Origin of the sequence: Flavobacterium artemisiae, assembly GCF_042678225.1 — a bacterium.
Lineage (GTDB): Bacteria > Bacteroidota > Bacteroidia > Flavobacteriales > Flavobacteriaceae > Flavobacterium > Flavobacterium artemisiae.
On record NZ_JBHUDZ010000001.1, the window covers coordinates 236,931 to 258,478 of the forward strand.

The window sequence follows — 21,548 nt, forward strand, 5'->3', positions numbered from 1 at the left end:
CTTATACTTATTTTGAAATTAATATCATTGTTTTAATATCATCAAACTCAATTTCTGTGCCGTTTTCTAAAGCGTCTACAAAAACCAAATCTTCTGTTAATGTTTCCGACTTAATATAGTCTTCGTTGTTTGATACCGCCTCTTCTAAAAGACCGTCTCTTTTAAGTTGAACTTTAATTTTATCTGTAACCTCAAATCCAGAATCTTTTCTGATGTTTTGAATTCTGTTTACTAATTCTCTCGCGATACCTTCGTTTTTCAATTCTTCGGAGATTGTAATATCAAGCGCAACCGTAATTCCGTTTGAATTTGCAACCAGCCATCCTTCAATATCCTGCGATGTTATTTCGACGTCTTCTAATGATAAAGTTACATTATTTCCTGCAATAACAATATCCAGCGTTCCCTGCTTATCCAGCGCATTGATCTGCTCTGCCGAAAAGCCTTGTATTTCCTTAGAAATCAAACCCATATCCTTACCAAAACGCGGTCCTAACGTTTTAAAATTAGGCTTAATTTGTTTTACCAAAATACCAGAATCGTCATCTAAAAACACGATTTCTTTCACGTTTACTTCCGCTTTTACAAGGTCAGAAACTGCTTCGATTTCAGCACGCTGATTCTCGTCAAGTACCGGAATCATTACCTTTTGCAGAGGTTGACGAACTTTTATCATCTCTTTTTTACGTAGTGATAAAACTAGTGAAGAGATCGTTTGTGCCTTCTGCATTTTGCTTTCCAACGTTTTATTAACAAAGTTTTCGACAAATTTTGGGAATTCAGCCAAGTGAACACTAGCAAAATCCTCGGTCCCCGTCGAAGTTGTTAAATCGCGATACAATTTATCCATAAAAAACGGAGCAACTGGAGCGCTTAATTTACTGATAGTAAGCAAACAAGTATAAAGCGTTTGGTAAGCTGCAATTTTGTCTTTTGCATATTCGCCTTTCCAGAAACGACGACGACATAAACGAACGTACCAGTTACTTAAGTTTTCCTGAACGAAATCAGAAATTGCTCTTGTTGCTTTTGTAGGCTCGTAATCTTCGTAACATTCATCAACAAATTTGATTAACGAATGTAATTCAGAAATAATCCATTGATCGATTTCTGGTCTTTCGTTTAACGGAATTTCAGCTTCTTCGTATTTAAATCCGTCGATGTTAGCATATAACGAGAAGAATGAATAGGTATTGTAAAGTGTTCCGAAGAATTTACGTTTTACCTCAGCAATTCCTTCAAGGTCAAACTTCAAGTTATCCCACGGATTTGCATTCATAATCATATACCAGCGTGTAGCATCTGGACCGTTTTCTGCAATGGTTTTAAATGGATCTATAGTATTTCCTTTACTCTTAGACATTTTAATTCCATTTTTATCCAAAACAAGACCGTTTGAAACTACGTTTTTGTATGCTATTTTATCAAAAACCAAAGTTCCGATTGCATGTAAAGTATAAAACCATCCACGAGTCTGGTCTACTCCTTCTGCAATGAAATTTGCTGGAAAATCTTTATTGTCATCAATTTTTTCTTTGTTTTCAAAAGGATAGTGCCATTGTGCATAAGGCATTGCTCCAGAATCAAACCAAACGTCGATTAGGTCACTTTCGCGCTTCATTGGTTTCCCAGAAGCCGAAACTAAAGTAAGTCCATCAACCACATTTTTGTGTAAATCGATTAAATCATAATTGGACTCAGACATGTTTCCGATTTCAAATCCTTTGAACGGATTTTCTTTTTGAAAACCTGCTTCGATCGATTTTTCGATTGCATTGTACAATTCTTCAACAGAACCGATAATAACTTCTTCTGTTTTATCTTCTGTTCTCCAAATTGGCAACGGAATTCCCCAATATCTAGAACGAGATAAGTTCCAGTCGTTGGCATTTTTAAGCCAGTTTCCAAAACGTCCTTCACCAGTAGATTTAGGCTTCCAATTGATAGTTTCGTTCAGGTCGAACATTCTATCTTTTACATCGGTTACTTTGATGAACCATGAATCTAGAGGATAATATAATAACGGCTCGTCTGTTCTCCAGCTGTGTGGATAACTGTGCACGTATTTTTCAACTTTAAATGCTTTGTTTTCTTCTTTTAAACGGATAGCAATTTCAACATCTACAGATTTCTCTGGAGCTTGTCCTGCATCATAATATTCGTTTTTAACGTATTTACCCGCTAAATCACCTAAATGAGAAGTGAATTTTCCTTGTAAATCTACTAATGGAACTGGAGTTCCGTTTTCGTCTAAAACCAACATCGGCGGCACTTCTGGTTTTGCTTCTTTTGCTACTTTAGCATCATCTGCACCAAAAGTTGGAGCCGTGTGTACAATTCCTGTCCCATCTTCAGTGGTAACGAAATCTCCTGCGATTACTCTAAATGCATTTTCAGCATTTTCATAAGGCAATACGTAAGGCAATAATTGCTCATAACGGATTTCTACTAAATCTGCTCCTTTTGCTTCGGTTAAGATTTTGTATGGCAGTTTTTTGTCGCCGTTTTTCACATTGTCAAAATCAGCGTCGTCTTCACTTAAGAAAAATCCTTTTCCGAATTGTTTCCCAACTAAGTTTTTAGCCAAAACAACATTGATTGGCTCAAAAGTATATTGATTGAACGTTTTTACTAAAACATAATCGATTTTTGGACCCACTGTCAAAGCGGTGTTTGATGGAAGTGTCCAGGGAGTTGTCGTCCAAGCTAAAATGTGGATATCTCCAAAACCTTGCAAGAATGAAGGCAAAGTTTCTGGAAGCGTTTTAAACTGCGCTACAATTGTAGTATCCGTAACATCACGGTAAGCTCCTGGCTGATTTACTTCGTGAGAAGATAATCCAGTTCCTGCTTTTGGAGAATATGGCTGAATTGTATATCCTTTGTACAACAAACCTTTATCGTAGATTTGTTTTAAAAGCCACCAAACAGACTCCATATATTTTGGTTTATAAGTCACATACGGATCTTCCATATCAACCCAATACCCCATTTTTTCGGTCAAATCATTCCATACATCGGTATAACGCATAACGGTTTTTTTACACGCTTCGTTATATTCTTCGATAGAAATCGTTTTGCCAATATCTTCTTTTGTAATTCCTAATTCTTTCTCAGTACCCAATTCTACAGGCAAACCATGAGTATCCCATCCGGCTTTTCTTTTTACCTGAAAACCTTTTTGAGTTTTATATCTGCAAAAAATATCTTTAATCGCACGTGCCATTACGTGGTGAATTCCTGGTAATCCGTTTGCTGAAGGCGGACCTTCAAAAAATACGTAAGGCTCAGCACCTTCGCGAGTTGTTACACTCTTTTCAAATATATTTTCTTTCTTCCAAAAATCAAGAACTTCAGACGCTACCGTTGGCAAGTCAAGTCCTTTGTATTCAGTAAATTTTGTACTCATTTTATCCTTTTCTTAAACGAGGTGCGAAAGTAAGGAATTTTAAGGAAAATAGATAAAAGATGAAGGAAAAAAGACCGATTTCGGGAAATTTCGAGTAGATTCCGCAACAAATATTGGCCGCTTTACGACTTTAAGAGAAAACTTCTTTTAAAATGTCCAAAGATTTTGGTTTTTTGAATCCTTCCAGATGAAGACTATAATAGTCGATAAGAATTTTGAGCAGCAATTGTCTTTCGACAACATTAAAAGTTTTTTGATTAGTATCGAATTTTAAATCCACGAGCTTTTTGAACAAGCCGGTTTCATATTCAGAAAGTATATTTCCTGTTTGAAAAAGTGTAAAAACTCCTTCATTCATTTCAAAAAAAGAAAAATCGATATCCGAAATATCGGGATAAAATCCTAAGTATTTTGTCATTTCCAACAGCAGAATTAAATGAAAATTTGCAATTTCATCATGATGATCCAGCCAAGTGAGCGCCGTTTCTAAAAACAAAAAAAGCTGCTCATTTTTTTCTTCTTCCTGAATAGAATGATGCAGCATCTCTGACAAGAACATTACCATTGTACTTTTAAAAATATCGGTGTGAATGCTCTGAAAAGGAACGGCAGTTTTTATTTCTTTGAAATTTTCTAAAGTGCCTTTATTTTTATGAACTGCCTCTATCTCTATAATTGAAAATGGTTGGAAATAAGCAATTTTCTGACTCGCCTTTCGACTTGAAAAAGCATCACGCACAAAATAAGACTTCAATCCGCTTGAAAGTGTAAAGCATTTTACAATCAAGCTTTTTTCCTGAAATTTTAAAGAAGAGATTACTATGGCTTTTGTTTTTACGAGCACGATTTTTGTTGTTTTTTTGTTTCAGGTTTCAGGTCTCAAGTTTTACTGAAAGTCGAGACTGCGACTGAATGCTATTTTAAAGTATATTTTCAATATTTTAATTTGACTTCTTTTATCAAAATAAAACCAAAAAAACCTTTCTTTAATTTTAAATCAATTGATCTTGCCAAAGAAATTTCTTGAAAATCCTTATCGGAAAGATTAATATCTCTTTTCTCTCCTTCAATTTTAACAACAACCTCATTAGGAGATCGCCTATATTCCTTGTGCTTTTCCAAAATCAAAACAGTTTGATTGTATTCTTTGTTATTAGACAAACATTCATTTGCCAAAAACAAAATAGAACAACAAATTGGTCCAAAAACCATAGTGCATCTAGTAAAATGATCCCATATTTTAAAATTAATGCCACCTATTCTTTTTTCATAACTATAAATTAAAAGCCCGAAAAAAACTCCTGAAACCAACGAAACACTCACCAAATAAACAAATTTAATAATCACAAAATTATAATACTGCCTCATTGAATAGAAGGCACAAAAAACAGCCAATACAAAAATCAGCAATTTTAGAACTATAATTTTACTAACCTGTTTTTGGGATTTTAGACTCTTAGGCTTATTTCTCCTACTCATCGTTTAACTATCGAATAATCATCACTTTCTTGACTTTGGTTTCACTGCCATCTTGTGCTGAAATAAAAACCATATAAACTCCAGACGCAACTTTATACTTTCCAAAGGCAGTTGTATCCCATTCTATTGTTCCGCCAGTAGATGTGATTTCGTAAACCAAATTTCCTTCGATGTCTGTGATTTTTACATTGGCTTTATCAATTAATCCAGCCACTTTTACGGTTCCGGAATAATTAGGACGAACTGGATTTGGATAAACGTAAACATTATTTAGATCCTCGTTTGCTCCAGTCGAAACACCTTTAAACGAAATCATTCCTTTTGTAGTAGCAATAAAAACTTCGCCGGTTTTACTATTAATCTTAATATCGTTGATTGTGTTGCTTGGAAGTGGTGAATTATTTATTGTAAAATGATATTTTGTTTCCTGTCCGTTTGGAGACACCATAAAAACACCTGAATCTGCTGTTCCGATCCATTTATTATTAGCGCCGTCCACTGCTATAGAAGTAATGAATTGCTCATACATTAATTCCTGTGCAACACCGTCCTCTGTTATAATGATAGAATTTGCCTTTAGCTGATTATCTGACTGAAAACTACTCACATTTGACAAAACGCGCAATCCTTTTCCTGTTCCAATCCAAAGCTGGTTTTTAGTATCTAAAGCTACTGTTCTTACATCTGTTGCCGGCAGATTCCCGGTATCAGACCCAGATGTCATTTTCTTAAAAACATTACCGTTTTCACTAAAAGCAATCACACCTTCATTACTAGTTGCAATCCATTTCACACTATTTTGATCAATTACGATGTTTCCGTAACTGGTGTTTTCTGCGTTACTCAAAACAGAACTCGTTGCATAACTACTCCATTGTCCGTTGGTTCTTAGAACTTTTAAACCATTTTTTATTCGACTGTTGGTAATCCATAGATTTCCAGATTTATCAAATGCAGTTCCGTTTATACGAACATCAATATAAGTCGGTCCTTCATACGTCAGCGTTTCTAAGCCGCTGTTTTTTTCATTATATAAAAAATTAGGCACTTCATTTTCAATCCTCAATAATCCAGAGAAAAACGAACTTGCATAAACTTGTTTTTCATTTGACGGATTGACAATAATTTTAGTAATCGATTTTGCGTCATAAACTTCGGAATACGGAATATTTAACCAACCCGAAGTATTAAACCTGCTGATTCCGTAACTATCCAAATCGTACGGATTATAATAGGTATCGTAATCTCCGTAAACTGCCCACAATACATTTGGTGTAACATCCATAGAAAATATATTATTTCGAAGCGGACCAAAAGGTGTATTATTCTCAAAAGCCGTCGCACTGTTTAAATTAGAAGTAAACAAACCTTTGTCTTTTGTACCTATATATATCTGATTTCCAACTGAAGTTGTACAAGTAAAATTTACTGTATCATCTAAAACCTGAGTATTTGAAATCTGTCGATTTAAAATCAGCTGATTATTATAAACATAAACCGTATTTCCAGTAGTAATAAACAAATTATGATTTCGCGCTTTAAGATCTACCGCCGGCTGTGGCAATTGAACAAAACCAACAAACGTACTAGAATTATAACGATGCACATAACCGGTATTATTTACTGCAACAAGCTCTGTATCAAGAGTTTCTACACTTGACCAATCTCCAGCATTAACGACGGTCCACTGATTAAAATCAATCAAATTTGCATTTGTACTTTCTGCTCTGCGAAGGCCGCTTGCTGTGGCTGCAAAAATATAACCATTGAAATAAGCCGTTTGTTTTACACTAGTTTCTACACCATTATTACCTATAAAATAGGTGTCTCCAAATTTTGAAGTATTTAAATTAAACTGCACAATTCCGAAATCGCAGGAAACATAAAGCAAACCGTTATGTTCTATGAAATGATTAATTTTTTTAAGACTTGAAGAAAGCTGTTTATTAATTATATCAACTACTTTTAAAATACTTCCGTCTGTTTCATTGACCAAAATCATCAAACCATTTTCGTATCCGACTATTGTTTTTTTGAAAGATTCACTGTGATAAACAGCCGAAATTGTTTGTCCCGATAATCCATCAACAGTTGTTGTAGTTTTGAGAATGTTTGCCGTACTATTTTTTGAAAACAAAGCATTTTCTGAAGCGGCGAAAAAACTAGTTGATGATTCTGAAATATCTTTTATTTCGTTAAACGAAAAATATCCCTGCCAAGACAAATTATTCTGAGCAGAACTTAGCTGAATCAACATGAAAAATAAAACGAAGTAGATTTTTTTCATCATCATTTAATGTATTCGAATAGACAAATATACTACAAACGAGATTATATGTTTTTTGTTCTATGGAAATAAAAAAATGCCTTCGACTTATCTTCTCAGACAACCGAAGGCATTTTATCATTGTAATTAATTCTTATACTACGCCTTGCGCAAGCATAGCATCGGCAACTTTCACAAATCCGGCAATGTTAGCACCTTTTACGTAGTTAACATATCCGTCTTCTTCTGCACCATATTTTTTACATTGATTATGAATTCCGATCATGATTTCTTTCAATCTTAAATCTACTTCTTCACTTGTCCAGTTTAGACGAATAGAGTTCTGAGTCATCTCTAATCCAGATGCCGCTACACCACCAGCATTTGCTGCTTTTCCAGGTGCAAATAATACTTTATTATCTAAGAAAAGTTTGATAGCGTCTAATGTAGAAGGCATATTTGCTGCTTCTGTAACACAAAGAACACCATTATCAATTAATTTTTGAGCATCATCTCCGTTTAACTCGTTTTGAGTTGCACACGGAATCGCGATATCTACTTTTACTTCCCAAGGGCTTTTTCCTTTATGGAAAATAGCGTTTGGATATTTCTCTAAATATCTTTCTGCTCTATTATCGCCCGTTGCTCTCATTTCAAGCATATGATCGATTTTTTCTCCAGAAATACCTTCTTCATCATAAATATAACCGTCAGGACCAGAAATTGTAACTACTTTTCCTCCAAGTTCATTTACTTTTAAAGCTACTCCCCAAGCAACGTTTCCAAATCCAGAAATCGCTACTACTTTTCCTTTAATGTCATGACCAATTGTACGTAACATTTGATCTGTAAAATATACTACACCATAACCAGTAGCTTCTGGTCTGATTAATGAACCTCCGTAAGCCAAACCTTTTCCAGTTAAAACTCCAGTAAATTCATTTCTGATTCTTTTATATTGACCGAATAAATATCCGATTTCTCTAGCTCCAACACCGATATCTCCAGCAGGCACATCTAAGTCTGGGCCAATATGACGACATAATTCTGTCATAAACGATTGGCAGAAACGCATAATTTCGCCATCTGATTTACCTTCTGGATCAAAATCAGAACCTCCTTTTCCTCCTCCCATTGGAAGAGTTGTTAAACTGTTTTTGAAAACTTGTTCGAAAGCAAGGAATTTTAAAACTGATAAATTTACTGTATGGTGAAATCTAATTCCACCTTTATAAGGTCCAATTGCAGAGTTCATCTGAATTCTAAAACCTCTATTTACAATAATTTCACCTTTATCATCTACCCACGGAACTCTGAATATAATTGATCTCTCTGGTTCGGCGATTCTTAAAAGAATATTTTTACCATCATATTTTTTTCGTTCAGAAATAAAAGGAATTACAGTTTCAGCAAATTCTCTAACAGCCTGAAGAAATTCTGGTTCGTTTGGATTTTTTGACTCAACAAGAGCCATAAATTCATTTATTTTTTGTTCCATTTTGAAATAAATTAATCGACAAATTTTATTTGATTCTCATTCAATTAAATAAGAAAACCGTATTTAAGAAAACGTTTTCGTTTTAACGCACAAAGATAGCGCAAAATACTATTCATTGTTATATTTTTTCGTTTTTACTACCGAATTGTGTATTTTTTAAACAATAGAAAAAATTGCATTTTACATGTAGGTCTTTACACTCAAACTGCCATGTTAAAATTAGTAAATTAAGTATTTTGTTACTTATTATTTAATAGAGTAATTTAATATTTTGATTCGAATATGTTTTTTATATATTTGCCAAGATTTGTAAGCCCTAAAACATGCCTAAGCACCTATTTATCACATTATTTGCCTTATTTGGTATATCAACCGCGGCAACTGCTCAATTAAACCTAGCTCAAGAGATAGGAATATTCGCAGGTCCTGTTACTCTACAATCTGACTTTGGTGAGAGAAACAACTTTGATACTAACGTTGGAAACACTGGTTTCGGTGTCGGAATCATGCACTTCATTAACTTTTCTGCAGCCAACAACCACGAAAGCTTTTTTACAGAACATTTTAAAGTTAGAACTGATCTTTCATTCAGTAAAACAACTTTAAAACATTTTGGGCAATGGGTTGAGCACAAACCAAACGGAGTTTTTGCACAGCAGTTAAAAAACATGCACGCAAGTTCTAGTATATTAGGTCTTGGAATGCAGTTAGAGTTTTCTCCTTTTATGAAAATTCACGACTTCGAAAATACTATTGGTAGTCTTAGTCCGTATGGTAGTGTTGGATTTCAGGTGAGTTATTATTCTACAAAAATAGGTTCTCACTTAGGAGATATTACACTTCCTGCTGTTACTCCTGGAAAATATTTAACTCCATCTGACGGCCGTGCACATGGATTTTCTTCTGAAAATGGTGTTGTGTTATCTGCAACAGCTGCCTTGGGAGTTCATTACAAATTAACGACTATGAGTGATTTAATGTTTGAAACTCGTTTTCAAATGTATAACTCAGACTGGATCGACGGATTAAACCCAAACAAAGATATTTACACAGAAAACAAATCTAACGATTGGCAGGTTTGGTTTAACTTTGGATATATTTACTACTTAGAATTCTAAGTCTTAAAAAAAAATACAATATAAAAAATCCCAAATTCCGAAACTTTTATTGGAATTTGGGATTTTTATTTAATGCGAAACTAAAAGATTCAAAAAACACTTCGGATTCTATTTTTCTATAGTATTTCAAATAAAAATCCCAAACTTCTAAAATTTGGGATTTTTTATATTAGAATTTCTTTATTAAGACAATGCTTGTTCTAAATCAGCAATTAAGTCGTCTGCATCTTCAATACCAACACTTAGTCGAACTAAATCATCCGTAATACCAACTTCTGCTCTTTTATCTGCAGGAATTGACGCGTGTGTCATTAATGCAGGATGATTTGCTAATGATTCAACTCCTCCTAAAGATTCTGCCAAAGTAAATACTTTCAGTTTTTCTAAAAACGCAATTGAATCTTCTTTTTTACCTGATTTAAAATCGAAAGAAACCATTCCGCCAAAAGCTTTCATTTGTTTTTTAGCGATTTCATGGAACGGATGATTCTTTAAACCTGGATAATAAACCGTTTTTATCTTTGGGTGATTACTTAAATATTCAACCACTTTTTCTCCGTTTTCACAGTGTCTTTGTACTCTTAAAGCCAAAGTTTTGATTCCTCTTAAAACCAAAAAACTATCCATTGGTCCAAGTGTTGCTCCTGTCGCAAATTGTTGAAAATGCAATTGTTCTCCAAGTGCTTCATCTTTTACTATTAAAGCGCCCGCAATAACATCTGAATGTCCTCCTAAATATTTAGTCGCAGAATGCATTACGATATCGGCTCCTAAATCTAAAGGTTTTTGTAAATAAGGTGTTGCAAAAGTATTGTCTACTGCTAAAAGGATATTTTTAGCTTTAGTAATTTTTGCAATTTCTGCAATATCAGCCAATTTCATTAACGGATTTGTCGGCGTTTCTACCCAGATTAATTTCGTATTTTCATTAATTAAAGCATTCAATTTCTCGATATTCGTCATATCAACAAAATGAAATTTAATTCCTGAGTCTTTATAAATTCTAGAAAACATTCTATAAGTTCCACCGTAAAGATCATCCATCGCAATGATTTCATCCCCTGCTTTAAATGATCTTAAAACGCAGTCTGTCGCCGCAAGACCAGACGAAAATGCTAGTCCTCGAGTTCCGTTCTCGATACTTGCCAAAGCATCTTCAAGAGCAGTACGCGTAGGGTTTGAAGCTCGGCTGTATTCATAATCTGCCAAAGGTTTTCCCGGACTTGTCTGAACAAAAGTAGAAGTTTGATAAACTGGAGGCATAACCGCTCCTGTTGACGGATCATGATGCTGTCCTCCGTGTATAACTTTAGTATTAAATTTCATATAATTAAAATTTGTTTTTAAATTTTTGTTTCAACAAATTTGTTGATATTCGCAATTTTTTTGATTTATGTTTTTAAAATCGTAAATTTAGAATACAAATTTACCGTTTTAATTTATTTTATCTAAGCTCCTCTTCTCTATCTTTTAATATAATTAACATTTCTAGACATGAAGCAATATCCTTTTTTAATCTTTTTGTTATTGACTATTACAAGTTGCAGTAAAGAGCTTTCATTTGAAAATGAATCATTTGAAGAAAAATCTACTGTCCCTTGCGAAAAAGACTGTCCGTCTATTAGTATAGATGTCCCGATTGCGAAAAACAAGAAAATTATTTCGGACAGCATTAACAAAAAAGTATTTTCTGCTATAAAAGAAATTGTTTTTTTCGAAGAAGATTCTGCAAACACAACAGATTACCATTCTCTTGCCATTGCCTTTATAAAATCTTATGAAGAAATGCATAAAAAATTTCCAACCGAAACTTTTGGATGGGAAGCAAAAATTAAAGGAAATATCGAATTTGATTCTAATCAGGTTTTAAATATTCGATTAGATCATTATACTTTTACAGGCGGTGCGCACGGGTATCAAGGTTATCGTTCTTTATTATTTAATTCTAAAACCGGGAAAGCAATTTTTAACGATCAGCTATTTAAAGACAAAGAAAAATTTAAGGCTTTCGCCGAAAAAGCTTTTCGTGAAAAATATAAAATTCCGCAAAAATCCAATATTAACGCAACAGGTTTAATGTTTGAAAATGATAAATTTCAACTGCCGCAAAATATATTTTACACTTCAGAGGGCTTACTTTTATATTACAATTCATATGAAGCAGCATCTTACGCAGACGGCCCGAAAGAGATTTTATTTCCTTATGATGAAGTAAGAGAATATTTGAATTTTCAATAAATAATCTAGGAAAGACAAATTTCGTTACGCATTAGACGCACTGCAGTGCGTCTCTACACAAAAACCTTTGTTACTTGGTCCCTCGAACCTTAGAACCTTTTTCCTCTAAACATCATACTTCATCTTTCTCAAAACTCGAAGTGATTCTTTAAAAGAAGAATAAACAGGTTTAAAAGGCTTTAAAAGTAATTTTGCATCGATTAATTTTTGTCGGGCATCCTCAAAACCATTCAAATAACAAATCATAAAGGTAGAGGGAAGATTTTCTAAATCTTTCATTTCTCGATCTGACAATGTTATTTCTTTTTGAAGTTTAGCCAATAAAGCCATATTCGCATTATAAATATGAAACAACATTTTCCTGTTGAATTCTGGTGGCTGAAAAAGCATTTGGCGATCTATTTTGTAATAACCGTTATCAAAGAAATGGATGGTTTGTTCTTCTAATGGATAATAACTCGTTTTATCATTTAACCCCAACGGAACATATTCTGTAATAGTAAAACTATCATCATTATAAACAATCGTAACAACGTCTTGTGCCGAATAAAAAAGTTTAATTTGTTCGTTGATCAATTCAATATCAACTCGTGAAAGAAAGGTTTTATCACGCATTTTTTTAGGAACTCCTGCCCAGCAAATCACAAATAATTCTTTGAAAACATAATATTTTGGCGACATATCTTTGTGCCTGAAATTCATAAAATCAATAACGCCGTCTAAAGTATATTGAATACTATTTCGAGAACTGTTTTCGATCCCAATTACAGTTTCGGTATTTTGGTAATTCTTCTCAACTTCTTCGTGTTCTTCAACTGGAATCGAATTACTGCCACGCCTTATAAAAACACTATTAGCGAGAATCGTATGAATTCCTTTTTTAAAATAAGAAATCTTGCTTTTGGGTTTAATGGTAACCAACCCAATTACTTTGTCTTTTGGAAGATTGGGAAAGGGAACATTTTCGTATTGAATTTTTGGTGGATTTTCCAAAAAGGCATTTACCAAATTCTGAATTCTACTGTCATCAAAAAAATCGTCGCCGACAATTTCGTTATCCTGATCTTCTACTCCAACTACAATATAAGAATTGTTGTTTGGGTTGGAATTGGATAAAGCGCAGATGTGTTTCAGAAATTTGCCTTTTCCTTCGCGGGAATGAAGATTCAACTGCCTTTTTTTATCATAAAAACTGCTCTCGTCGTTATGAGCGAGCAGGTTTTTAATTAAAAGGCGTTTATTGATCATGCTTATATTTTTAGTTTGCCACTAATTACCCTAATCTCCACAAATTTAAAAACTTAAAAAAACTCGCAAAATACTCTGAAACTTTGCGTCTCTGCGACTTTGCGAGCTATAAATAGAATTACAAATTTTTCTTGACAATTGTCGAAGAAGCCTGCGCTGTACTCATCACAACCAAATCGGCAATATTTACATGATATGGTCTCGAAACCACAAAATGGATAATATCTGCAATATCTTCTGCTACAAGCGGATCAAATCCTTTATACACATTTGCGGCACGATCTGCATCGCCTTTAAATCGAACTTCACTGAATTCTGTTGCCACCATTCCAGGATGAATTCCTCCGACTCTAATTCCAAACGAATTCAAGTCAATTCGCATTCCAGCCGTAATCGCATCAACTGCATGTTTAGAACCGCAATATACATTTCCGTTCGGATACACTTCTTTTGCCGCCGTCGAACCAATATTGATAATATGCCCCGATTGTCTCTCCACCATCTGCGGAATTATCGCTTTTGAAACATACAAAAGTCCTTTTACATTAATATCGATCATCGCATCCCAATCGTCTAAATCTCCTGTCTGAATCGGATCTAAACCATGCGCATTTCCAGCATTGTTAATCAATATATCTATAACGGAAAAATCAGCAGGTAAATTACTTATTTTTTCTAAAACATCTGATTTGTCTCGAACATCAAATTGTAAAGAATGCACTTCTGTAAAAACAGAAAGTTCTTTTTGAAGTTCTTCTAAACGGTCTTTACGTCTTCCGCAAAGCACCACTTTATAATTGTTTTTTGCTAAAATCTGAGCGGTTGCTTTTCCGATTCCGCTTGTAGCACCAGTAATTAAAACTGTTTTTTTCATTGTAGCTATTTTATTTTTAACACATAGAATCATAGTTCTACATTGCTCTCAAAAAAAGGCATTTCATTTAAATCAATTCACATAGCTATGTGAAAGTGAAACGCTGAAAATTTCTTTTATCCTAAATAACAAAATCTATGTTTCTATGTGTTTAATTTTATATTACGCTTTAGAACGCGGATTAAACAGATTTACTTTGTAAAGACGCGGATTATTACGGATTTTTTTCTTGATTTTTAAATAAAATCTGTGTAGATCCGCGCCTTTACAAAGTAAATCCGCGTCATCTGCGTTCTATAGCTGCGTTTTCACTGATTACTAAAATCTGAACACTGAACACTTAAAAAATTAAGGCACATCATCACCCATACTTTCTGTCCAGATTGCGAACCAGTCTTCTTTGTCCATTTCTAATTCAATTGCTTTCGATAAAGATTGAATTCTAGCAATATTCACTGTTCCTGCAATCGGAATTACTTTTGCTGGGTGTTTTAAAATCCATGCTAATAAAAGTGTATCTGCACCTAAATGGTATTTTTCTAATAAAGTTGAAAACAGTTTTTTCAAACGACGAGTCTGTTTAGTATCTTCTCTAAAAACAGTTCCAAGCGGATTCCATGACAAAGGACGAATTCCTTGTGTCTGCATGTAATCTAAACTTCCGTCAAGCATTGGTTCATAATGTGTAGCCGAAAATTGCACTTGATTGTAACTCACTTCAGTTTTCTGGCGAATTAATTCGGTTTGAGAACTTGTAAAATTAGAAAGTCCAAAATCAATAATTTTCCCTTCTCCTTTTAATTTCTCAACCGCTTCTGCAATTTCATCAGCCTGCATTAGCGGACTTGGTCTGTGCAAAAGAAAAACATCAACATAATCTGTTTTCAGGTTTTTTAAAGATCCTTCAACAGACTTAATAATGTAATCTTTTGAATAGTCGTAGTGTTTGATTTTGTTTTCAGGGCGTTTATCAGCAATCATCTGAATACCGCACTTAGTAATTAATTGTAATTTTTCTCTTGAAATTTTACTTGCTTGGAAAGCTTTTCCAAAATCGGCTTCGGTGGTATAAGATCCGTAAATGTCGGCGTGATCAAAAGTCGTAATTTTGTTTTCGATACTTACTTGTATCATGTTTTCCATTTCTTTGGTTGTAAGGTTTTTATCCCAAACTCCCCAATTCATAGTGCCTGAAATAATAGGCGATAAGACCGTTTTGCTCATAATAGTTATGCGTTATTTTTGGTAATAAATATGCTTTGCAAAAACATATTTATCAAAGTTCTTAAAAATATAAAAATAGATTCACAATTAGTCCTTAAAATTAGGTCATTGGTCGAAGTTTTAACCATTCTTTAACATCTTACTTCTTAAAAAATATTCAATTTGCACTCTCAAAAATTAGGCGTACCAAACACGGTTTTAAAAATATTTATATGGAAGAAAATACAACGACTTTAGACATTAGAGCGATAAATGAAAAAATTGAAAGAGAAAGTGCCTTTATAGACCTTCTTACAATGGAAATGAACAAAGTTATTGTGGGGCAGAAACATATGGTCGAGCGTCTATTAATCGGATTATTGGGACAAGGGCATATTTTATTGGAAGGAGTTCCTGGTCTGGCCAAAACTTTAGCCATTAATACATTGTCTCAAGCGGTGCAAGGTTCTTTCAGCCGTATCCAGTTTACGCCGGATTTATTACCAGCCGATGTTATCGGAACCATGATTTACAATATTAAAGCAAACGAATTCTCTATTAAAAAAGGACCTATTTTTGCTAATTTCGTCCTTGCTGATGAGATTAACCGTGCTCCTGCAAAAGTTCAGTCTGCATTATTAGAGGCGATGCAGGAAAAGCAAGTTACTATTGGTGACACTACTTTTAAACTAGATCGTCCGTTTTTAGTATTGGCAACTCAAAACCCGGTTGAGCAAGAAGGAACATATCAACTTCCTGAAGCACAGGTTGACCGTTTTATGCTGAAAACCGTTATTGATTATCCAAAAATTGACGAAGAGCGTTTTGTAATTCGCCAGAACTTAAAAGGATCTTACGAAAAAGTAAATCCAGTAGTTTCTGTGGACCAGATTTTACGTGCGCAAGAAGCTGTTCGTGAGGTTTACATGGATGAAAAAATCGAGAAATACATCTTAGATATTATTTTTGCTACACGTTACCCAGAAAAATACAAATTAGCCGATTTAAAACCGCTTATCAGTTTTGGAGCTTCTCCTCGTGGAAGTATCAACTTGGCTAATGCTGCAAAATGTTACGCTTTTATCAAACGTCGTGGTTATGTAATTCCAGAAGACGTTCGTGCAGTTGTTCACGATGTGTTACGTCACAGAGTTGGAATCACTTACGAAGCAGAAGCAGAAAACATTACTTCTGTAGACATTATCAACAAAATCGTTAACGAGATTGAGGTACCTTAAAAAAAGTGCTCAGTGTTCAGATTTTTAGTATTCAGTAAAGACTGTTAACTGAATCTCTGAACACTAATAAAGACAGAAAGATCTTTTAGAATTTGAACTTACTGAATACTTTCTAATTGATCACTGAACACTAAAAAAAATGGATACAAAAGAGCTTTTAAAAAAAGTACGGAAAATAGAAATCAAAACGAAGAGACTGAGTAATCATATCTTTTCGGGAGAATACCACTCTTCATTTAAAGGACGAGGAATGACGTTTAGCGAGGTGCGTCAATACCAATACGGAGATGATATTCGTAACATCGATTGGAATGTAACCGCACGCTACAACGAAGCTCACGTTAAAGTATTTGAAGAAGAACGCGAATTGACCATGGTTTTAATGGTTGACATTTCGGGTTCTGAATCATTTGGTTCTAAAAATCAATTCAAGAAAGACATCGTAACCGAAATTGCGGCAACGATGGCTTTTTCGGCTACACAGAACAATGACAAAATTGGTTTAATCCTTTTTTCTGATACTGTAGAATTATATATTCCGCCAAAAAAGGGGCGTTCACACGTTTTGCGTATCATTCGCGAATTGATCGAATTTGAACCAAAAAGTCATAAAACCGATATCGCACAAGCTTTGAAGTTTCTGTCTGGAACTCAAAAAAAGAAAGCCATTATTTTCATGATCTCCGATTTTATGTCTGAGGCTTATGAGCATACTTTAAAAATTGCTTCTAAGAAACATGACATTACAGGAGTTCGTGTGTACGATATGCGCGAAGAAAAGATTCCAAATTTGGGAATGGTGCACATGCTGGATGCTGAAACCGGAAAAACACAATTGGTGGACACGAGTTCAAAAACAGTTCGATTGAATTATGAGAAATACTATCAGGATAGATTAAACTATTTTAAAGATACTTTCCGTAAATCGGGCGCAGGAATTGTCAATACCAGAGTTGACGAAAATTACGTTACTAAACTATTAGGCTATTTCAAATCGAGATAAATACAAATTTTTAGATTGCTCCTTCTGGATTTTAGATTTTAAAAATCGAATAATTGAAATTGCTGCTTTCTATAAAAATAAAAAAAATCTGCTTAAATCTATTTCAGTTCAATGTCGTTTTAAGCATTCATTTTAGACTAAAATCTGAAATCAAAAATCAAATGAAATTAAAGTTTTACATATTTTTATTTTTACTTTCTTCAGCTGTTTTCGCGCAAAGCAAACAAGTTGAAACCAGTATTGATACCACAAAAAATAAAATTGGCGCAGAGTTTAAGCTGACGCTGAAAACTGTTGTGAGTTCAACACAGAAAGTTGAATTTCCAAAGCTGAAAAATATTGGCGCTTTAGAAGTAATTCAATCGTATCCAATTGATACCGTTAAGAAAGACGGCAGTTATGAATTAATCAAAAAATATGGTTTAACACAATTTGATTCTGGTCGTTATACAATTCCGAGCATTAAGATTTTAATTGATAAAAAACCTTTTTTAACTGATTCTATAAAGGTTGAAGTTGCGAATGTAAAGGTGGACACTTTACAACAAAAAATGTATGACATTAAAGACATTACCACCGTTGACGAAGGAATTGGAAGCTGGTGGATTTACGTTTTAATTGTTCTTGCAATTTTAGGAATCGGAGGATTTGTATATTGGTACGTTAAAAAACATCAGAAAAAGAAAATCGAAGAAGAAGTTTATAAAACTCCAATCGAGAAAGCGACAAGTCTTTTAAACAATTTGGAACAAAAAGAACTTGTTCAAAAAGGCGAAATCAAAGAATATTATAGTGAACTGACAGATATTGCCAGAAACTATATTGAAGAAGCGATTCATATTCCAGCAATGGAAAGTACAACCTCTGAGTTAATTCAGGCTATAAAATCTGCGTCTACACAAAAGAAAATGACGTTGACTCCAGAAACTGTTGAGAATCTGGAACGTGTTTTACGTCAGGCCGATTTAGTAAAATTTGCTAAATCGAAACCGCTTGATTTTGAAATTACGGATGACAGAAACAAAATCCAAAAAGTAATTTTAACGCTGGACAATGCGATTCCGACTGAATCTGCAGAAGAAATAGAAGATCAGTTATTGAACGAAGCACAGCGTCAGAAACAAATTCAAATACAATTACGCAAAAAACGTAATGCCCGTATCGGATATGCTGTTGCAACTGTGATTTTATTACTGTTTGTTACAACAACTTATTTCATTGTTACAAAAGGTTTTACTTACGTAAAAGACAATGTTATTGGTCATCCTTCAAAAGAATTATTAGAAGGCGAATGGGTAAAAAGTGCTTACGGAAATCCAGCTGTTCTTATCGAAACTCCAAAGGTTTTAAAACGTATGGATACGCAGAAAGCACTTCCGAAAGAGGCTATGGCACTTATTAAAGAAATGCAGCTTTTTGCATATGGAAGTATGATTGACAATTTCTACGTGACAGTTTCTACGGCCAAATTCAAACAGCCAACCGAATTAGATTTGAGCAAAGCACTTGAAGGTTCGTTAAAAATAATCGAAGCTCAAGGCGGACAAAATATTATTGTAAAACAAGAAGATTTCCAGACAAACGAGGGTATTCAGGGAGTTAAAGGTTACGGAACAATGACAATATTGAATCCGCAGACCAAAACGAGTACAAAAGCATATTACGAATTATTACTTTTCAAACAAGATCAAGGTTTACAGCAAATCATGATTTTACATGAAGAGGGAGATACGTATGCTAACGAAATCACAACCCGAATATTAAATTCTGTTGAACTTCAAAGAGCAAGCAACTAATGAGCAAAATCAATTTTTTAAATCCAGAATTTTTTTGGTTGTTTCTTTTAATCCCGATTGCAATAATTTGGTTTTTATTGAAACGCAATCAGCAGTCGGCTACTTTAAAAATGAGTTCAACTGCAGGTTTCAAAAACAGTGAATCTTTTTGGACCAAAGTAAAACCTTGCTTGTACGTTTTTAGAGTCTTAGGTTTAAGTTCGCTTATTATTGCTTTAGCAAGACCAAGAACTGTAGACATCAGCAACCAGACCAAAACAACTAAAGGAATTGATATTGTTATGGCAATTGACGTTTCTGGATCTATGCTGGCAAAAGATTTAAAACCAAATCGTATGGAAGCTTTGAAAAGAGTTGCTGCCGATTTTGTTCAAGAGAGACCGAATGATAGAATTGGATTGGTTTTATACGCTTCTGAAGCATATACAAAAACGCCGGTAACCAGTGATAAAGCCATTATTCTAGAAGCTATAAAAGATATTAAATACGATACCGCATTACAAGACGGTACAGGAATCGGAATGGGATTGGCAACTGCTGTAAACCGTTTAAAAGACAGTAAAGCAAAAAGCCGCGTGATCATTTTATTAACCGATGGTGTAAATAATGCTGGATTTATCGAACCGGAAACTGCTGCAGATATAGCAAAACAATACGGAATAAAAGTATATACAATTGGGTTAGGATCTAACGGTATGGCTTCTTCTCCTTACGCATTTGCTCCAAATGGAGGCTTTTTATTTAAAATGCAAAAAGTTGAAATTGATGAGAGGTTAATGAAGAGTATCGCCAGAAAAACAGATGGTACTTATTTTAGAGCGACAAGTAATGACCGATTAGCCGAGATTTATAACTCGATCAATAAATTAGAAACAACAGAAATCCAGGAATTGAAATTCTATGATTACGACGAAAAATACAGACTGTTTGTTTTATTTGCTGGATTAATGTTATTACTAGAAGTTGGATTAAGAAACACAGTTTACAGAAGCTTCATTTGATTTTTTCAAAATCAAAAAATTTCAAGAATTAAATTCCAAAAAACAATTGGAATTTGAAGATTAAAAATTAAAAAGAGGATTTGGAATTTGGAATTTATCCCGACAAAGATGGGATTGGAATTTTAAAACATTTATGGAATTAGACGAAAAAAAATATTTATATCTCTTACTATTAATCCCAATTGTGGTATGTATTTTTCTTTTCAATATGTATTGGAAAAGAAGAAAACAACTTGAATTTGGTGACTTAGAAATGGTAAAAAGATTGAGTCCGGACAAATCGGTTTTTAAACCCGTTCTTAAAATAACAGTATTGCTTTTGGCACTTACTTGTCTAATTATCGGATTAGTTAATCCGAAGATTGGAACCAAAATGGAAACCGTAAAACGCGAAGGAATTGATATTGTTTTTGCAGTCGATGTTTCTAAAAGTATGCTTGCTGAAGATGTGGCACCGAGCCGTTTAGAAAAAAGTAAACAATTGGTTTCGCAGATTATAAATAATCTTGGAAGCGACAGAATCGGAATTGTGGCTTATGCCGGAAGTGCTTTTCCTGTTCTTCCGATTACTTCAGATTACAGCGTAGCAAAAATGTTCTTGCAGAGTATGAGTCCAGATATGGTTTCTTCGCAGGGAACTTCGCTTGATGAAGCCATTCTGATGTCAGCTAAATATTTTGACGAAAAAAGTAAAACCAGCAAATTATTAATTCTAATTTCTGATGGTGAAGATCATTCTGAAGGTGCTTCTGCAGTAGCAGAGGAAGCTAATAAACTTGGAATAAAAATTATTACCATTGGAGTCGGAACAGAACGTGGAGGAACAATTCCGTTAAAAGAACATGGTGTTGTAAAAGGCTATCAAAAAGATCAAAACGGAGAAACGGTAGTTACCAAATTAAATCAAGAAGGTTTAAAAACAATTGCTAAAGCCACTAAAGGCGGTTATGTTTACGGAGGCAGTACTAAAGAGGTTTTAGATTATGTAAAAAATGCTCTAAATAATATTCAGAAAACCGAATTTGAAGCGACACAGATGGCAGAGTTTCAGTCGCAGTTTCAATGGTTTATCGGATTTGCATTTTTATTATTGTTTATAGATATTTTCCTTTTAGAAAGAAAAACAAACTGGATCAAAGAGTTGAATTTATTTAACGAAAAGAAATAAATGTTCGCG

General features: G+C 34.0%; 15 protein-coding genes and 1 pseudogene. 7 read left to right on the forward strand and 9 right to left on the reverse strand.

All coding sequences use genetic code 11. The annotated features are described in order from the left end of the window. Positions 1 to 7 precede the first annotated feature (7 nt). The 5 genes from ileS to gdhA form a co-directional block, all read right to left on the reverse strand. Positions 8 to 3,409, reverse strand: a complete 3,402-nt coding sequence (ileS, locus tag ACFSC2_RS01090) for an isoleucine--tRNA ligase (protein WP_379817403.1) — start codon at positions 3,407 to 3,409, stop codon at positions 8 to 10. A 130-nt stretch (positions 3,410 to 3,539) separates the two neighbouring features. Then, the gene (gene recO / locus ACFSC2_RS01095; RefSeq protein ID WP_379817404.1) at positions 3,540 to 4,253 is read right to left on the reverse strand and encodes a DNA repair protein RecO; all 714 of its coding nucleotides are present in this window, start codon (positions 4,251 to 4,253) and stop codon (positions 3,540 to 3,542) included. Between the two features lie 89 nt (positions 4,254 to 4,342). After that, complete coding sequence (locus tag ACFSC2_RS01100; protein WP_379817405.1) at positions 4,343 to 4,888, reverse strand: hypothetical protein; 546 nt, start codon at positions 4,886 to 4,888, stop codon at positions 4,343 to 4,345. 7 nt (positions 4,889 to 4,895) lie between these two features. After that, complete coding sequence (porZ, locus tag ACFSC2_RS01105) at positions 4,896 to 7,175, reverse strand: type IX secretion system anionic LPS delivery protein PorZ (RefSeq protein WP_379817406.1); 2,280 nt, start codon at positions 7,173 to 7,175, stop codon at positions 4,896 to 4,898. A 133-nt stretch (positions 7,176 to 7,308) separates the two neighbouring features. Next, positions 7,309 to 8,652, reverse strand: coding sequence for an NADP-specific glutamate dehydrogenase (gene gdhA, locus ACFSC2_RS01110; protein WP_379817407.1), 1,344 nt, complete (start codon positions 8,650 to 8,652; stop codon positions 7,309 to 7,311). A gap of 323 nt (positions 8,653 to 8,975) precedes the next feature. Between gdhA and ACFSC2_RS01115 the strand changes: the two genes are divergently transcribed. Then, positions 8,976 to 9,770 carry a THC0290_0291 family protein gene (locus tag ACFSC2_RS01115; RefSeq protein WP_379817408.1) on the forward strand — a complete coding sequence of 265 codons (795 nt, stop codon included), beginning with the start codon at positions 8,976 to 8,978 and terminating at the stop codon, positions 9,768 to 9,770. 183 nt (positions 9,771 to 9,953) lie between these two features. On the opposite strand, the pseudogene ACFSC2_RS01120 reads toward ACFSC2_RS01115, so the two are convergent. Next, positions 9,954 to 11,105, reverse strand: a pseudogene (locus ACFSC2_RS01120) (cystathionine gamma-synthase); the annotation flags it as partial. A gap of 159 nt (positions 11,106 to 11,264) precedes the next feature. On the opposite strand from ACFSC2_RS01120, the gene ACFSC2_RS01125 reads away from it, so the two are divergent. Then, complete coding sequence (locus tag ACFSC2_RS01125) at positions 11,265 to 12,008, forward strand: DUF3298 and DUF4163 domain-containing protein (RefSeq protein WP_379817409.1); 744 nt, start codon at positions 11,265 to 11,267, stop codon at positions 12,006 to 12,008. A 105-nt stretch (positions 12,009 to 12,113) separates the two neighbouring features. Here the strand turns inward: ACFSC2_RS01125 and ACFSC2_RS01130 are convergent, their stop codons facing one another. The 3 genes from ACFSC2_RS01130 to ACFSC2_RS01140 all read right to left on the reverse strand — a co-directional run bounded on the left by ACFSC2_RS01130 (position 12,114) and on the right by ACFSC2_RS01140 (position 15,354). Beyond that, positions 12,114 to 13,256 carry an ATP-binding protein gene (locus ACFSC2_RS01130; protein WP_379817410.1) on the reverse strand — a complete coding sequence of 381 codons (1,143 nt, stop codon included), beginning with the start codon at positions 13,254 to 13,256 and terminating at the stop codon, positions 12,114 to 12,116. A 118-nt stretch (positions 13,257 to 13,374) separates the two neighbouring features. After that, positions 13,375 to 14,163 (reverse strand): SDR family NAD(P)-dependent oxidoreductase, encoded by a 789-nt coding sequence (locus ACFSC2_RS01135; protein ID WP_465254512.1) that lies wholly within the window; start codon positions 14,161 to 14,163, stop codon positions 13,375 to 13,377. Positions 14,164 to 14,478: 315 nt separating this feature from the next. Next, on the reverse strand, positions 14,479 to 15,354 hold the full coding sequence (locus ACFSC2_RS01140) for an aldo/keto reductase (protein ID WP_379817412.1): 876 nt from the start codon (positions 15,352 to 15,354) through the stop codon (positions 14,479 to 14,481). A gap of 212 nt (positions 15,355 to 15,566) precedes the next feature. On the opposite strand from ACFSC2_RS01140, the gene ACFSC2_RS01145 reads away from it, so the two are divergent. From ACFSC2_RS01145 to ACFSC2_RS01165, 5 genes are all read left to right on the forward strand, one after another. Continuing rightward, positions 15,567 to 16,571, forward strand: a complete 1,005-nt coding sequence (locus ACFSC2_RS01145; protein WP_142451507.1) for an AAA family ATPase — start codon at positions 15,567 to 15,569, stop codon at positions 16,569 to 16,571. A gap of 139 nt (positions 16,572 to 16,710) precedes the next feature. Further along, the gene (locus tag ACFSC2_RS01150) at positions 16,711 to 17,574 is read left to right on the forward strand and encodes a DUF58 domain-containing protein (RefSeq protein ID WP_379817413.1); all 864 of its coding nucleotides are present in this window, start codon (positions 16,711 to 16,713) and stop codon (positions 17,572 to 17,574) included. 161 nt (positions 17,575 to 17,735) lie between these two features. Beyond that, complete coding sequence (locus ACFSC2_RS01155; RefSeq protein WP_379817414.1) at positions 17,736 to 19,370, forward strand: phenylalanine--tRNA ligase subunit alpha; 1,635 nt, start codon at positions 17,736 to 17,738, stop codon at positions 19,368 to 19,370. Then, entirely contained in the window at positions 19,370 to 20,371 is a 1,002-nt protein-coding gene (locus ACFSC2_RS01160; RefSeq protein WP_379817415.1) for a vWA domain-containing protein, read from the forward strand. Before ACFSC2_RS01155 ends, ACFSC2_RS01160 begins: the two co-directional genes overlap by 1 nt. 133 nt (positions 20,372 to 20,504) lie before the next feature. Further along, positions 20,505 to 21,539 carry a vWA domain-containing protein gene (locus ACFSC2_RS01165; protein WP_379817416.1) on the forward strand — a complete coding sequence of 345 codons (1,035 nt, stop codon included), beginning with the start codon at positions 20,505 to 20,507 and terminating at the stop codon, positions 21,537 to 21,539. The last annotated feature ends 9 nt before the right edge of the window (positions 21,540 to 21,548 follow it).